Here is a 14,626-nt window from a genome sequence, read left to right as displayed (position 1 = left end):
CACCACCACCCCTCCCCGCGCCGCCGGCAGCAGTGCCGACGGTGATGTTTCACGTGAAACGTCACCGCTCCGGGGTTGAGTAAGCGCGCCCGCTCCGCCCGGTGGTTGAGTAGGCGCGCCAGCGCCGTATCGAAACCCCACTCCGGCTCCCGGTGGTTGAGTAGGCGCCCCAGCGCCGCATCGAAACCCCACTCCGGCTCCCGGTGGTTGAGTAGGCGCGCCAGCGCCGTATCGAAACCGCCCCCACGGCTCCCGGTGCTTGAGTAGGCGCCCCAGCGCCGTATCGAAACCGCCACCCCGTCCTGGTGGTTGAGTAGGCGCGCCAGCGCCGCATCGAAACCGCCACCCCGTCCTGGTGGTTGAGTAGGCGCGCCAGCGCCGCATCGAAACCCCACTCCGGCTCCCGGTGGTTGAGTAGGCGCGCCAGCGCCGTATCGAAACCTCCCCACCCGTCAGAGGATCTCGATACGCGGGTTTCGCTCGCTACTCGATCGCCGGCCCCTGGGCGACCCGGTTTCACGTGAAACATCCATCCGCGCCGCCCAGTTCCGCTTCTTGCTCAGCTCAGGCAACTTGTCACCATGACCCTTCACAAGCGCGAGCCGCTTCGCGCGGCTCCACCCCTGCACCTGCTTCTCACGGCGAAAGGCATCCTCCACCCGATCGAACTCTTCGCAGTACAGGAGGCGAACCGGCAGCCGACACTTCGTATAGTTCGAACCGAGTCCCTGCTCGTGCTCCCAGATTCGTCGCTCGAGGTCGATGGTGCTCCCGACGTAGAGCGATCTGTCGCTGCACTCGAGGATGTACATGAAGGCCATCACGCCAGAATGACCCATGTGGCGTGAATGCCTATCTTGCAGGCCACGGGTGTGGGTTCGGGACGCTTCGCTCGCCCTCGGGAGGAGACCCATCGCTCCACCAGTGGTTGAGTGGGCGCGCCATCGTCGTATCGAAACGCCGCACCGCGATGTACAGAGTCGTGATCTCGATACGCGTGCTTCGCTCGCTACTCGATCACCGGSCACACGYGSARCMTCRCCGTTTCACGTGAAACATCCGCCCAGAACGCAGATACCGCTGATCCCGGTGGTTGAGTAGGCGCGCCAGCGCCGTATCGAAACCCCCGCCTCGGAAGCACGGACTCGTGATCTCGATACGCGGGTTTCGCCGCTTCCCTATCACGAAGTGGGCAGAGCCGGCCGCTACGGGCGGGTGACGGTGCCGCGGACGACCCGCGTCGGCTCGTCCAGGAGGCCCTCGCCGACGACCTCGACACGGGCATCGGCGATTCCGAACTTGCGAAGCTGCTTCTGCGCGCCGTCGATCTCGGTTGATGCGCTGGCGCCCTTCAGGAGGACCAATTCGCCACCCGGGCGCACCATTGGCGCGGTCAAAGGCACCAGCGTCCGAAGCGCGGAGACGGCCCGGGCGGTCACGGCGTCCAGGATCGGACCACGCTTCCAGTCCTCGGCGCGAGCCCGCAGCACCTCGACGTTATCCAGGTCCAGCGCCTCGATCTGCTCGGTGAGCCACGCAACTCTTCGTTCCATCGGCTCGATGAGGGTCCACTCCACATCGGGCCGGGCGATGGCCAGTACAAGTCCGGGCAGGCCGGCGCCCGAGCCGATGTCGCCGACCCGACCCGTGAACAGTGGCGCGATCACAGCGCTGTTCAGGACGTGGCGCGTCCACAGCCGGGGTGGTTCGAGTGGGCCGATCAGCCCACGCTCTTCACCGTGCTCGCCCAGCGCGGCGGTGAAACGCCGCGCCAGGTCGATGCGGTCGCCGAAGATCTGTGCGGCGACCGCGGGCTCAGTTTCAACTTCGACCATCATCGACGTTTCACGTGAAACGTCAGCTGCGGCGGATCACGGTGTGGCGGTCAGCGCCCTCGCCGTAGGACTCTGAAACGAAGCCACGGTCAGACACGATGTCATGCACGAGCTTGCGCTCGTAGCTGGACATGGCCGGCAGAGACGCCTGCGTCGCACCCTCATCCAGGCGCGAAATCGCGCGGTCGACCAGCTTCGCGAGCTCGCGCTCACGGGTGTCACGCGAACCGCCGATGTCGAGGATGAGGCGCGAGAAACGGCCGGTCTGGTTCTGCACCGCGATCCTGGTCAGTTCCTGGAGCGCCTGAACCGTTTCAGGGTGGGAGAGCAGGGCGAGCGACTGCTCGTCCTCGGCCTCCACGGACACATACGCCCGACCCGTTCGAACGTCCATCGCCAGGTCACCGTCGATGTCCGCGATATCCAGCAGGCCCTCGAGGTAGTCGGCGGCGATGTCGCCCTCCTGCTCGAGCTGCTCAGCCGTGACCGGCGTGCGGTCCGGTGCGTCCACGGAGCCTGATTCCGTCGTGGTCATGATTTCCTCTGCGCTTCTCGTCATGCCGGGGCCGTGCCGGCCTCGGGTTCGGGCTTGTCTGCGGGCTTCGCCCCGTCAGTCGACGAAGGGGTGGGCTTCTGCGCCTGCTTCTTGGCGCGCTGCTTGTTGACCGGCTGCTGCCGCTTCGGAGCCGCAGCCTTGGCGCGTTCGGCCTCTTCGAGGAGGCGCTGCTGCTCGGCCTCGTACTTCTCCATCGCCACGACCTTGCCGGACGAATCGATCGCCTTGCCCTTCCGGGCGAGCCGCTCTTCACGGGCCTTCGCGGCATCCGATCCGGGTGTCGGCATCTCGCGGATGACGATGAACTGCTGCACCATCGTCCAGATGTTGCTCGTGAACCAGTAGATGACCACACCGAGCGGGAAGAAGATGCCCGAGAAGATGAAGCCCAGCGGGAGGACATAGAGCATGACTCTCTGCATCTGGTACGCCTGGCCGGTCTTGGCCTCGGGCGACAGGTTCTTCGAGATGATCTGCAGCTGGGTGAAGAACTGCGACGCGATCATGAGCACGACGAGCACGACGAGAATGCCAACAGTGAGCTGCCAGCCCGGTTCCTGGGCCTCCCACGCACCCACGAGGGTGTCGTGCAGGGATGCGACCCCGAAGAGCTTGGCGTTGTAGAACTCCATCGTGAGCTCGGGGGTGAGCGGTCCTACCCCACCCTTGCCCGCCTCGGCATTGAGTTTGATCGAACTGAGCACCGAGTACAGCGAGAAGAAGACCGGCATCTGCACAAGCAGCGGCAGACAGCCGGAGACCGGAGTGGTGCCGTGCTTCTTGTACAGCGCCATGGTCTCGCGACTCATCGCCTCGCGCGAGAGCTGATCCTTCTTGCCCTTGTACTTGTCTTGAACTTTCCGCAGTTCAGGGGCAATTTCCATCATCTTGCGCTGGCTCTTGATCTGCTTCACGAAGAGCGGAATCAGCGCCGCGCGAACAACCACCACGAGGCCGACGATCGCGAGCACCCACGTGATGCCGGCGGCTGCGGGCAGACCGATGAACGTGAACAGCGCGTGCCAACTGACCAGCACGAGTTCCACCAGCCACTTCAGTGGCCAGAGGATCATTCCAATGAGATCCGGCACGGATCAGTCCTTTCGCAGGGGGACGACGTAACCGTGCGGGGTCAGGTCGTAAGGGAACCGCCGGTGCGGCGGTACATCATCGATTCCTCCGGCGGCCCAGGGATGGCAGCGGGCGATCCGGGCTGCTGAGAGCACAGCGCCCTTCGCCGCACCATGCTGCTGGACCGCTCCCACGGCGTACGCCGAGCAGGAGGGATAGTACTTGCACACGTCGCCATAGACGTGGGAGATCGTCGCGCGATAGCCGTGCAGCAGCGCGAGGACGGCATTGCGGGGGAGCAGCGATACGGCGGGAAGCAGAGCGGATGCCTCGAACCGGCCGTCACCGAGCGAGTAGGCGGGAAGCGTCGCGGAGCTCATGCGGCTCCCTTGGCCAAACAGCGCGCTACTTCGGCGCGGAGTTCATCGAAGGGCGCTGTCGCGGAGCTCGGGAGGGCTCGGATCACGATCTCCGATCCGGGTCGAAGCGTTTCGAGGGAGTCGGCGCAGACCGCCTTGAGTCGCCGGCGCACAGTGTTGCGCACGACGGCGGAACCGACCTGCCGACTGACGATGAACCCGAACCGTACGGCCGACGCGTCATCCGAGCGGACGACGTACGTCACCGTGTGCGCGGCCGCACAGCGACGACCCCGACGGACGACGGCCTTGTACTCCGCTCCGCGGGTGAGTCGGTTCGGCCGGGCCAGCACCGCTCGCGATCAGGCTGAGAGCTCGGTGCGACCCTTGCCGCGACGAGCGGAGAGGATCGCGCGGCCCGCGCGGGTGTGCATGCGGGCACGGAAACCGTGCTTCTTGGCACGACGGCGGTTGTTGGGCTGGAATGTGCGCTTGCTCATGGGATCACTTCCGGATCAGGGTGCCACCGGGACGCTCAGACCGGAGGACGGGATACAGGGACTGCCGCGAGGGCATAAGTCAACCGATTAAGGCTACGACGTACGGGCGCATAACTCAAACCGGGACGAGTGGACCGGCATTATGCACAGACAAGTCGCAGGCCCTGGTCCCGACACGCGGGCGAGATCTACAGTGGAGTTTGCTCCCGACACGCCTGCTGACTAGCGTGGCTCCGGCAGTTATCCACAGGCTCGGGAAAACCTATCCCTTGAGCGTGTGACGCATCACCACTTCCCGGGGGGGCTATGTCTCAGCACGAAATTCCAGATGTTCCAGTCTGGTCCGCAGTGCTCGAGGAACTCGCCTCCGACGACCGCGTGACCCCGCAGCTGCAGGGATTCCTCAATCTCGCAGTCCCACAGGGAGTCATGGGCGGAACGCTCTACCTCGATGTTCCGAACGATCTCACTGCAGCACAGATCAACAAGCGCATGCGTGCGCCGATCATGGAGGCTCTGGCCAAGGTCGATGAGGAGCCCTCGGCCTCGACCTTCCGAGTCGTCGTGAATCCCGAGATCGTCGACCAGCACATGACATCGCCGATCCCGGTGCAGCAGACTCCGGCGCCGGCTGCCGTCGTCCGCTCGCCGATGGAGGATGCTGCGGACGCGGCATCCGCTCGAAACGACTCGCGGCTCAACCCGAAGTACACGTTCGACAACTTCGTCATCGGACAGTCCAACCGCTTCGCACACGCCGCGGCCGTAGCTGTCGCCGAGGCTCCCGCGAAGGCGTACAACCCGCTCTTCATCTACGGCGACTCGGGACTGGGCAAAACACACCTCCTGCACGCCATCGGCGATTACGCCATGAGCCTCTATTCCGGCATCCGCGTCCGCTACGTCTCGAGCGAAGAGTTCACGAACGACTTCATCAACTCGATCGCCAACAACCGCGGGTCGGCATTCCAGGCTCGGTATCGGGATGTCGACATCCTCCTGATCGACGACATCCAGTTCCTGCAGGGTCGTGCCGAGACGCAGGAGGCGTTCTTCCACACCTTCAATACGCTCCACGACCACGACAAGCAGGTCGTCATCACGAGCGATGTGCCGCCCAAGCACCTGACCGGGTTCGAAGACCGGATGCGCAGCCGCTTCGAGTGGGGTCTCATCACCGACGTCCAGGCGCCTGACCTCGAGACCCGCATCGCGATCCTGCGCAAGAAGGCGCAGAGCGAGCGGCTGCACATTCCCGACGAGGTATTGGAGTACATCGCGACCGTGGTGTCGTCGAACATCCGCGAACTCGAGGGCGCCCTCATCCGCGTCTCCGCCTATGCGAGCCTCAACCGCTCGACTCTCGACATGTCGCTCGCTCAGACGGTGCTGCGCGACATCATCGACCAGAACGACACCAATGTGATCTCGCCGACCGACATCATCACGGCGACCGCCCAGTACTTCAAGCTCTCGGTCGATGACCTCTACGGATCGAGCAGGTCGCAGGCCGTCGCGACAGCCCGGCAGATCGCCATGTACCTCTGCCGCGAGCGGACGAGCCTGTCGTTGCCCAAGATCGGGCAGCTCTTCGGCAACCGCGACCACACCACGGTCATGTATGCCAATAAGAAGATCAGCGACCTCATGAAGGAGCGTCGGTCGATCTACAACCAGGTCTCGGAGATCAGCGCGCAGCTCGGCCGCAACGGCCGCTGACCCTTCTCGCACCACCGACGGGTCGCTTCTGCGGCCGGTCCGACGTTCGTCGTGGTCATGCGTCGACGCATTCCCCAAATTGTGCTTGACAGTCGACGCCGCCAGGGCCAAAATCACGGTTCTTCACAGTGTGGAAAACCTGTGGATAACTCGATCTCCCTGCGGAAACCTGTGAGCGAACGACAAATCCCTGTGGACGGAGGATCGGATGCCGCAACCGGAGTCCCATGCCCGAACTGCGCGAGTCCGCAGCGATTCCACATCTCACACTGTTGTAGTTCCCATGTCCCGATTGATGAACGTGAAGTTATCCACATCATCCACAGGTGTTAACACCATGACGTTAACTTTCTGATGAAGCCCCGGTCCGATCACCTTGAGAGCGGGGACCCACGTCTTGAGGTCTCAGTCGACCTGGGGACTAGCATGGGAAACCCAAGCCCCAGAACGACAAGGAAGCGCCCGTGAGGTTTCACGTCAATCGCGATGTCTTCAGCGAAGCCGTGTCGTTCGTCGTCAAGCTGCTGCCGCAGCGCAACCCGCAGCCGATCCTGGCAGGTGTGCTGATCGAGGCCACCGAAGCCGGGCTCTCGCTCGCGGCGTTCGACTACGAGGCATCTGCTCGCACCACGATCGAAGCGACGGTCGACGAGCCGGGCACGATCCTCGTGCACGGTCGCCTGCTGTCCGAGATCGCCAGTCGCCTGCCGAACGCACCGATCCAGATCGAAGTCGACGACGACGGCGGCATCCTGCTCAGCTGCGGTTCGGCACGATTCACCCTCGCGTCGATGCCGGTACAGGAATATCCCGCGATCCCCGAGGTCACCGGCGACTCGGGTGTCGTTCCTGGTGAGGATTTCGCCACCGCAATCGCGCAGGTGGCGTTCGCCGCGTCGCGCGACGATGTCACCCCGGTGCTCACCGGTGTCCAGCTCGAGGTGTCCGGAACGCAGCTGAGCCTGGTGGCGACCGACCGCTACCGCGTTGCGCTGCGCGAGATCCCCTGGGACGGCGGCGACACCGCCTCCGACGAGGCGACCACGGCCTTGGTCCCGGCGCGCACGCTCACCGAGGTCGGAAAGACGTTCTCGCACGGCGGCAATATCTCGATCACGTTCTCCGGCTCGGGCGATCGCGAGATCATCGCGTTCACGGCGGGCAACAAGACGGTGACGTCGCTGCTGATCAAGGGCAACTTCCCGCCGGTTCGCCGGCTGTTCCCCGAGCAGACCGAGCATCACGCCGTGGTCAACACCGCGGAGCTCACCGAGGCTGTTCGCCGCGTATCGCTGGTCCTGGACCGCTCGGCACCGCTGCGCTTCACGTTCAGCGCCGAGGGCGTCTCGATGGATGCTTCGGGCACCGAGCAGGCGCGCGCGTCCGAGTCGGTCGATGCCACCCTCGTGGGCGAGGAAGTCACGCTCGGGCTCAATCCTCAGTACCTGATCGAGTCGCTCAGCGCGGTCCGCAGCGAGTTCGTGCGGATCACGTTCACCTCGAGCGAGAACGCGAACAAGCTCAGCCCCGTGCTCATCACGCCGCAGACGTCGGTCGACAAGGGCGGCGCCGAGACCTTCAAGTACCTGCTGCAGCCGAACCTGCTCCTCCGCTGACCACCCGGCTTCCGTTTCGGCGGGAGTGCTGGGGGAGGTGGCGGGTAGTCTGACCCGGTGATCGTGGAGCAGCTCAGCCTCGTCGACTTCCGCAACTATGCGGTCGCCGATGTCGCGTTGCAGCCCGGTCCGAACGTGTTCGTGGGCCGTAACGGGCAGGGCAAGACGAACCTCGTCGAAGCGATCGCGTACTTCGCGACGCTCGGCTCCCATCGGGTGTCGCAGGATGCACCGATGGTGCGCGATGGGGCGGATGCCKCAATCGTGCGTGCCCGCCTCACCCATGGCGAGCGCCGGGTCCTGCTCGAAGTGCAGCTCAACCGACAGGGCACGAACAAGGCTCGTGTCAACGGAGCCCCGGTGAAGCCGGCCGAGCTGCCGCGGTATGCCCAGGTCGTCCTCTTCGCCCCTGAAGATCTGCAGATCGTCCGCGGCGATCCGTCCGGGCGCCGGCGGTTCATGGATCAGCTGCTCATCCAGCGCACGCCTCGTCTTTCGGGCGTGCTGGCGGACTATGACCGCGTGCTCAAGCAGCGCACCGCCCTGCTCAAGTCGGCGAAGGCCCGCGGAGTGCGCGGCGAGGGCCTGTCCACCCTCGAGGTCTGGGACGACAAACTGATCTCCCTCGGAACCCAGGTGATCGAGGCACGCCTGGCCCTCGCTGTGGAACTGGCCGAACCGCTCGCGCACGCGTACGCCTCGATCGCCGGGGCGGATCATCGTCCCGAGCTGCACTGGGCGCTGTCGGTGACGGGCGGTGATCCTGAAGAGGGATCGGATGCCGCGACCACCGACACCGCGCCGGCCCAGATCGCCGATCAATTCCGTGCCGCCCTCGCCGCGCGACGGTCCGCTGAGCTCGACCGTGGTCTCACGCTCGTCGGTCCGCATCGCGATGACGCCGTTCTCCGGGTGCGCGGGCTTCCGGTGAAGGGATACGCGTCGCATGGCGAGTCCTGGTCTGTCGCACTGTCGCTGCGACTGGCTTCCGCCGAACTGCTCCGCGCGGACTCCCGCCTCGGCGACCCGGTGCTGATCCTCGACGATGTCTTCGCCGAACTCGACGCCGATCGTCGCGTGCGGCTGGCCGAGCTGGTCCGGGGGTACGAGCAGGTCATCGTGACGGCCGCCGTGGAGCAGGATGTGCCCGAACCGCTGCGCGCACAGGTGGTCCGGGTCGAGGGCGGGCGCATTCTCGAGGTCGCAGATGCCTGACGTGAACGCACCGCGGGGCGCGGCATCCGTCTCCGACCCGAACGAGATCCCCGAGACGGTGGCGACCTACCTGCGACTGCGCGGTCTGGAGCCGTCGGCGAGGACGTTCCGCAAGCGGCGGCGGCGGGCGGACGACGACGAGAACGCCCCGTTCACGCCGGGACGCGATCCTCGAGGAGTGGCCGATGTGCTTGCCGACCTCACCCGCGAGTCGGGCTGGGATGCGAATCTGGCGCGTGAAGACGTCGTGCGCACGTGGGCAGAAGTGGCCGGCGAAGGGACCGCGGCCCACACGACACCGGTCGCCTTCCTGGATGGTGTGCTGACCGTGCAGGCGGACTCGACCGCGTGGGCGAAACAGCTCCAGCTGATGCGCGCGCAGATCCTCTCCGAGATCATCCGGAGGTTCCCAGAAGCGGGGGTCGACGGGATCCGCTTCATCGGGCCGGACGTCCCCTCCTGGAAATGGGGTCCCAGAGCCGTTCCAGGGCGTGGCCCGCGCGATACCTACGGTTGAGTCACCTCCAGCGTCGTTCTGAAGGATTTGCGCGCGCTACAGGGCCTCAGAATGGCCGTGAACGGGGGTCTTCTTGGTAGACTGGAGCTACCCCCGACGACCGACTGGAGCGTTCGAGAACATATGACGTCCGTGAATCCCGATAGCGCCGCCGGACATTCCGCATCGCCCGCTCCGAACAAGCCTCTGAGTGATTACGGCGCAGACTCGATTCAAGTGCTCGAGGGCCTGGAAGCGGTCCGCAAGCGCCCCGGCATGTACATCGGCTCGACCGGCCCGCGCGGCCTCCACCACCTCGTGTCCGAGATCGTCGACAACTCGGTCGATGAAGCCCTCGCCGGCTATTGCGACACCATCGACATCACGATCCTGCCGGACGGCGGCGTGCGGGTCATCRACAACGGCCGAGGCATCCCGGTCRACATCCACAAGAGCGAAGGCAGGTCCACCGTCGAGGTGGTCTTCACGGTGCTGCACGCCGGCGGAAAGTTCGGCGGCGGCGGCTACGCGGTCTCCGGTGGTCTGCATGGCGTCGGCTCCTCGGTCGTGAACGCCCTCTCCACTCGCCTCGAGGTCGAGGTGCGGCGCCAGGGATACGTCTGGCGTCAGTCGTATCGCGACGGCGGCGAGCCTCAGGCCCCGCTCGAACGCGGCGAGGAGAGCAGCGAGACCGGAACGACGATCACGTTCTGGCCGGATGCCGGAATCTTCGAGACCGTCGAATTCGACTACGACACGCTGCGCACCCGCTTCCAGCAGATGGCCTTCCTGAACAAGGGGCTGCGGATCGATCTCGTCGACGAGCGACCCTCGGCAGCGATCGAAGTCGAGGAGAGCGGCACTCTCGTGCTGCAGCAGCCGCACGACTCGTTCCTCTACGAGCGCGGACTCGTCGACTACGTCGAACATCTCAATCGCATAAGGCACGCGGATGTCGTCAACGACCAGATCATCGAGGTCGAGTCCGAGGACACCGATCGCAAGATCGCGCTCGAGCTCGCGATGCAGTGGACGACGAGCTACACCGAGAACGTCTTCACATACGCGAACACCATCAACACCCATGAAGGTGGCACGCACGAAGAGGGATTCCGTGCCGCGCTGACGACTCTGGTCAACAAGTACGCCCGAGCGCAGAACCTGCTGAAGGAGAAGGACGAGAACCTCTCCGGCGACGATGTGCGCGAGGGCCTGACGGCGGTCCTCTCAGTGAAGCTCTCCGAGCCGCAGTTCGAGGGCCAGACCAAGACGAAGCTCGGCAACACCGAGGCGAAGGCGTTCGTGCAGAAGGTGGTCGGCGATCAGCTCGGCGACTGGTTCGAGCGCAACCCGGCGCAGGCCAAGCTCGTCGTGCGCAAGGCGATCGACGCGGCGACCGCACGGCTGGCCGCGCGCAAGGCGCGCGAGACCGCTCGCCGCAAGAGCGTGTTCGAGAGCGCGTCGATGCCCGACAAGCTCAAGGACTGCACGAGCAAGGACCCGTCGCTGAGCGAGATCTTCCTCGTCGAGGGCGACTCGGCCGGTGGCTCGGCCGTGCAGGGTCGTGACCCGCACACGCAGGCGATCCTCGCGCTTCGCGGCAAGATCCTCAACGTGGAACGGGCTCGGCTCGACCGCGCCCTCGGCAACAACGAGATCCAGGCGATGATCGCGGCCTTCGGCGCCGGCGTCGGCGAGGACTTCGACGTCAGCAGGGCGCGGTACCACAAGATCGTCCTGATGGCCGATGCCGACGTTGACGGGCAGCACATCACGACGCTGCTGCTGACGCTGCTGTTCCGCTACATGCGCGGACTCATCGAGGCGGGCTACGTCTACCTCGCGATGCCGCCGCTGTACCGGATCAAGTGGTCGAACTCCGCACACGAATACGTCTACAGCGACGCCGAGCGTGACGCACTGCTGGCCGACGGGGTCGCCAGCGGCAAGCGGATTCCGAAGGACAACGCGATCCAGCGGTACAAGGGTCTCGGCGAGATGAACGACAAGGAGCTGTGGGAGACCACGATGAATCCGGCATCCCGCACGCTTCGTCAGGTCACCATCGACGACGCGGTGACGGCTGACGAGATCTTCACGACGCTGATGGGCGAAGATGTCGAATCCCGGCGCCAGTTCATCCAGAAGAACGCGAAGGATGTCCGCTTCCTCGACATCTAGCCGCCCGGCCCGCTTCGCACCGCGCGCGAGCGCTGGTCGAGCGAGCCGAGTCAGACGAACGAGCCCGGCTGCGGGCTCCTATGAGAAGACGACTGAGAGAACGAAATGACTGACGCATCCGACGGCGCCGTGGCATCTGATCCGCACGGCCGCATCGAGCCGGTAGATCTCCAGTCGGAGATGCAGCGCAGCTACCTCGACTATGYGATGAGCGTCATCGTGGGCCGGGCGCTTCCCGATGTGCGCGACGGCCTGAAGCCCGTGCATCGCCGTGTCATCTATGCGATGTACGACGGCGGCTATCGCCCCGACAAGTCGTTCTCGAAGTGCGCCCGTGTCGTCGGCGAGGTCATGGGTCAGTACCACCCCCATGGCGACACCGCGATCTACGACACCCTCGTCCGGCTCGTGCAGCCGTGGGCGCTGCGTTACCCGCTCGCCCTCGGGCAGGGCAACTTCGGCTCCCCGGGCAACCAGGGCGCCGCCGCCCCGCGGTACACCGAGACCAAGATGGCTCCGCTCGCGCTCGAGATGGTGCGCGACATCGAAGAGGAGACCGTCGACTTCCAGGACAACTACGACGGGCAGACCCAGGAGCCGGTCGTCCTGCCGGCGCGCTTCCCGAACCTTCTGGTCAACGGGTCCGTCGGCATCGCCGTCGGCATGGCCACGAATATCCCGCCGCACAACATGCGCGAGGTCTCCGAGGGCGCCCTCTGGGCGCTGGAGAACCCGGATGCCTCGCGCGAGGAGCTCCTCGAAGCCCTGATGCAGCGCATCAAGGGTCCCGACTTCCCGACCGGCGCGCAGATCCTGGGCGTCCGGGGCATCGCGGACGCGTACCGCACCGGACGCGGCTCGATCACGATGCGCGCGGTGGTGAACGTCGAGGAGATCCAGGGCCGGACGTGCCTCGTGATCACCGAGCTGCCCTATCAGGTGAACCCCGACAACCTCGCGGTGAAGATCGCCGACCTCGCCCGTGAGGGGCGCATCACCGGCATCGCCGACATCCGCGACGAGACCTCCGGCCGCACCGGGCAGCGCCTGGTAATTGTGCTCAAGCGGGATGCCGTCGCCAAGGTCGTGCTCAACAATCTGTACAAGCACACCTCGCTGCAGGAGAACTTCGGCGCGAACATGCTCGCGATCGTCGACGGCGTGCCCCGCACGCTGCCGCTCGACGGCTTCATCACGCACTGGATCGACCACCAGATCGAGGTCATCGTCCGCCGCACGGACTTCCGGCTGCGCCGGGCCGAGCGCCGCATGCACACCCTGCGCGGCTACCTCAAGGCGCTCGACGCGCTGGATGAGGTCATCGCGCTGATCCGCCGCTCCGCGACCGCCGATGAAGCGCGGACCGGTCTGATGACCCTGCTCGACGTCGACTCGGGGCAGGCCGATGAGATCCTCGCCCTCCAGCTGCGCCGGCTCGCGGCCCTCGAGCGCCAGAAGATCATCGACGAGGCCGCCGAGCTGGAACTGCAGATCGAGGACTTCAAGGACATCCTCGCGACGCCGGCCCGGCAGCGGACGATCATCCGCGACGAGCTCGTCGAGATCGTCACGAAGTTCGGCGACGAGCGCCGCACGGCGATCATGCCCGGCTACGACGGCGACATGTCGGTGGAAGACCTCATCCCCGAGGAGGAGATGGTCCTCACCGTCACGCGCAACGGCTACATCAAGCGCACGCGCAGCGACAACTACCGCCAGCAGCACCGCGGCGGCCGGGGCGTCAAGGGTGCGCAGCTGCGCGCCGACGACGTCGTCGAGCACTTCTTCGTCACCACCACCCACCACTGGCTGCTCTTCTTCACGACCAAGGGCCGGGTCTACCGCTGCAAGGCCTACGAAGTCCCGGAGGCGGGACGGGATGCCAAGGGTCAGCACGTCGCGAACCTCCTGGCTTTCCAGCCCGGCGAGGAGATCGCGCAGGTGCTCGACATCCGCGATTACCAGGTCGCGACCTATCTCGTCCTGGCGACCCACAGCGGTCTCGTGAAGAAGACCCGCCTCACCGAGTACGACACCAACCGTCAAGGCGGCGTCATCGCGATCAAGCTGCGCGAGGACGACGAGGTCGTGAGCGCGATGCTCGTCGACGAGGGGGACGACATCCTCCTCATCAGCCGGCACGGTATGTCGCTGCGGTTCACCGCGACCGACGAGGCCCTCCGACCGATGGGCCGCTCCACCGAAGGCGTCAAGGGAATGTCTTTCCGCGGGCACGACAGTCTGCTCTCGGCATCGATGCTCAAGGACGACGGCTATGTGTTCGTGGTCACCGAAGCGGGGTACGCGAAACGCACCGATGTCAGCCAGTACCGGTCGCAGAGCCGGGGTGGACTCGGCATCAAGGTGGCCAAGCTGAGCGACGATCGCGGCGTTCTCGCGGGCGGTCTGATCGTCGCGGAGGACGACGAGGTCCTGGTGGTTCTTGCCAGCGGCAAGGTGGTACGCTCTGCCGTGGCCGAGGTGCCTGCCAAGGGTCGCGACACCATGGGTGTCGTCTTCGCCCGGGCTGATGACGCTGATCGCATCATCGCGATCGCCAGAAACGGCGAGCGAGGCCTGACGGAAGCAGCCGAGGCAGCCGAGGACGCCGAGGTCGCCACCCCCGAGGCTTCGCCCGAGATCCCCGAAGAGAGTACTGACGCATGAGCACCGTAGCCGACAAGCTCGCCAAGAAGTCCAGCAGCAAGACCAGCGCCAAGCAGGTGCGCCTGCGCCTGGTCTACATCGACTTCTGGTCGGCTGTGAAGCTGTCCTTCCTCGCGGCAGTCGCGCTCGCGGTCGTCACCGTCGTCTCGTTCTTCCTGGTCTTCATGGTCATCCAGACCACCGGGCTCATCGCCCGCTTCGACGACTTCTTCCAGAGCATCTCCGATGGCGGAATCTCGATCTCCGCCTTCGTCGGGCTGCCCCAGGTGATGGCGTTCGCGGCCATCATCGCGATCCTCAACCTGATCGTCGTCACCGTGCTCGGGGCCGTCGTCGCGGGCATCTACAATCTCGCGGTCAAGGTCACCGGCGGGCTGCTGGTCGGGTTCACCTCCAACTAGCACGCGTGCC

Annotated in this window: 14 protein-coding genes; 7 read left to right on the top strand and 7 right to left on the bottom strand. The window is 65.6% G+C overall.

What is annotated here, in order from left to right; genetic code table 11:
* Positions 1–452: 452 nt before the first annotated feature.
* From AC1DVT_RS04810 to rpmH, 7 genes are all read right to left on the bottom strand, one after another.
* The gene (locus AC1DVT_RS04810; protein WP_477386960.1) at positions 453–821 is read right to left on the bottom strand and encodes a GIY-YIG nuclease family protein; all 369 of its coding nucleotides are present in this window, start codon (positions 819–821) and stop codon (positions 453–455) included.
* A gap of 384 nt (positions 822–1,205) precedes the next feature.
* On the bottom strand, positions 1,206–1,835 hold the full coding sequence (rsmG, locus tag AC1DVT_RS04805; protein ID WP_477386964.1) for a 16S rRNA (guanine(527)-N(7))-methyltransferase RsmG: 630 nt from the start codon (positions 1,833–1,835) through the stop codon (positions 1,206–1,208).
* Positions 1,836–1,857: 22 nt separating this feature from the next.
* The gene (locus AC1DVT_RS04800) at positions 1,858–2,370 is read right to left on the bottom strand and encodes a Jag family protein (protein WP_457099782.1); all 513 of its coding nucleotides are present in this window, start codon (positions 2,368–2,370) and stop codon (positions 1,858–1,860) included.
* Positions 2,371–2,390: 20 nt separating this feature from the next.
* Positions 2,391–3,482 (bottom strand): membrane protein insertase YidC, encoded by a 1,092-nt coding sequence (gene yidC / locus AC1DVT_RS04795; RefSeq protein WP_457099783.1) that lies wholly within the window; start codon positions 3,480–3,482, stop codon positions 2,391–2,393.
* A gap of 3 nt (positions 3,483–3,485) precedes the next feature.
* Entirely contained in the window at positions 3,486–3,842 is a 357-nt protein-coding gene (gene yidD / locus AC1DVT_RS04790; RefSeq protein ID WP_457099784.1) for a membrane protein insertion efficiency factor YidD, read from the bottom strand.
* Complete coding sequence (rnpA, locus tag AC1DVT_RS04785; protein WP_457099785.1) at positions 3,839–4,174, bottom strand: ribonuclease P protein component; 336 nt, start codon at positions 4,172–4,174, stop codon at positions 3,839–3,841. The genes yidD and rnpA overlap by 4 nt, the downstream gene beginning before the upstream one ends.
* Positions 4,175–4,183: 9 nt before the next feature.
* Positions 4,184–4,321 (bottom strand): 50S ribosomal protein L34, encoded by a 138-nt coding sequence (gene rpmH / locus AC1DVT_RS04780; protein WP_055961817.1) that lies wholly within the window; start codon positions 4,319–4,321, stop codon positions 4,184–4,186.
* A gap of 306 nt (positions 4,322–4,627) precedes the next feature.
* Here rpmH and dnaA point away from each other — a divergent pair, with 306 nt between their 5' ends.
* The 7 genes from dnaA (at position 4,628) to AC1DVT_RS04745 (ending at position 14,616) form a co-directional block, all read left to right on the top strand.
* Positions 4,628–6,040, top strand: a complete 1,413-nt coding sequence (dnaA, locus tag AC1DVT_RS04775; RefSeq protein WP_457099786.1) for a chromosomal replication initiator protein DnaA — start codon at positions 4,628–4,630, stop codon at positions 6,038–6,040.
* 464 nt (positions 6,041–6,504) lie between these two features.
* A complete protein-coding gene (dnaN, locus tag AC1DVT_RS04770) occupies positions 6,505–7,656 on the top strand; it encodes a DNA polymerase III subunit beta (RefSeq protein ID WP_477386957.1) in 1,152 nt (383 codons plus the stop codon).
* Positions 7,657–7,713: 57 nt separating this feature from the next.
* Entirely contained in the window at positions 7,714–8,871 is a 1,158-nt protein-coding gene (gene recF, locus AC1DVT_RS04765; RefSeq protein WP_477386955.1) for a DNA replication/repair protein RecF, read from the top strand.
* Positions 8,864–9,388, top strand: coding sequence for a DciA family protein (locus tag AC1DVT_RS04760; RefSeq protein WP_477386953.1), 525 nt, complete (start codon positions 8,864–8,866; stop codon positions 9,386–9,388). The genes recF and AC1DVT_RS04760 overlap by 8 nt, the downstream gene beginning before the upstream one ends.
* 123 nt (positions 9,389–9,511) lie before the next feature.
* Positions 9,512–11,548 (top strand): DNA topoisomerase (ATP-hydrolyzing) subunit B, encoded by a 2,037-nt coding sequence (gene gyrB / locus AC1DVT_RS04755; protein ID WP_477386951.1) that lies wholly within the window; start codon positions 9,512–9,514, stop codon positions 11,546–11,548.
* Between the two features lie 105 nt (positions 11,549–11,653).
* A complete protein-coding gene (gene gyrA / locus AC1DVT_RS04750; RefSeq protein WP_477386949.1) occupies positions 11,654–14,215 on the top strand; it encodes a DNA gyrase subunit A in 2,562 nt (853 codons plus the stop codon).
* Positions 14,212–14,616: a DUF3566 domain-containing protein gene (locus AC1DVT_RS04745; RefSeq protein WP_457099792.1), complete on the top strand. Its 405-nt coding sequence runs from the start codon at positions 14,212–14,214 to the stop codon at positions 14,614–14,616. The genes gyrA and AC1DVT_RS04745 overlap by 4 nt, the downstream gene beginning before the upstream one ends.
* Positions 14,617–14,626: the final 10 nt, after the last annotated feature.

Source organism: Microbacterium sp. P2_F9, assembly GCF_056403635.1.
The sequence above is the reverse complement of the archived record's forward strand: the minus strand, read 5'-3'. Positions and strand labels throughout refer to the sequence as shown.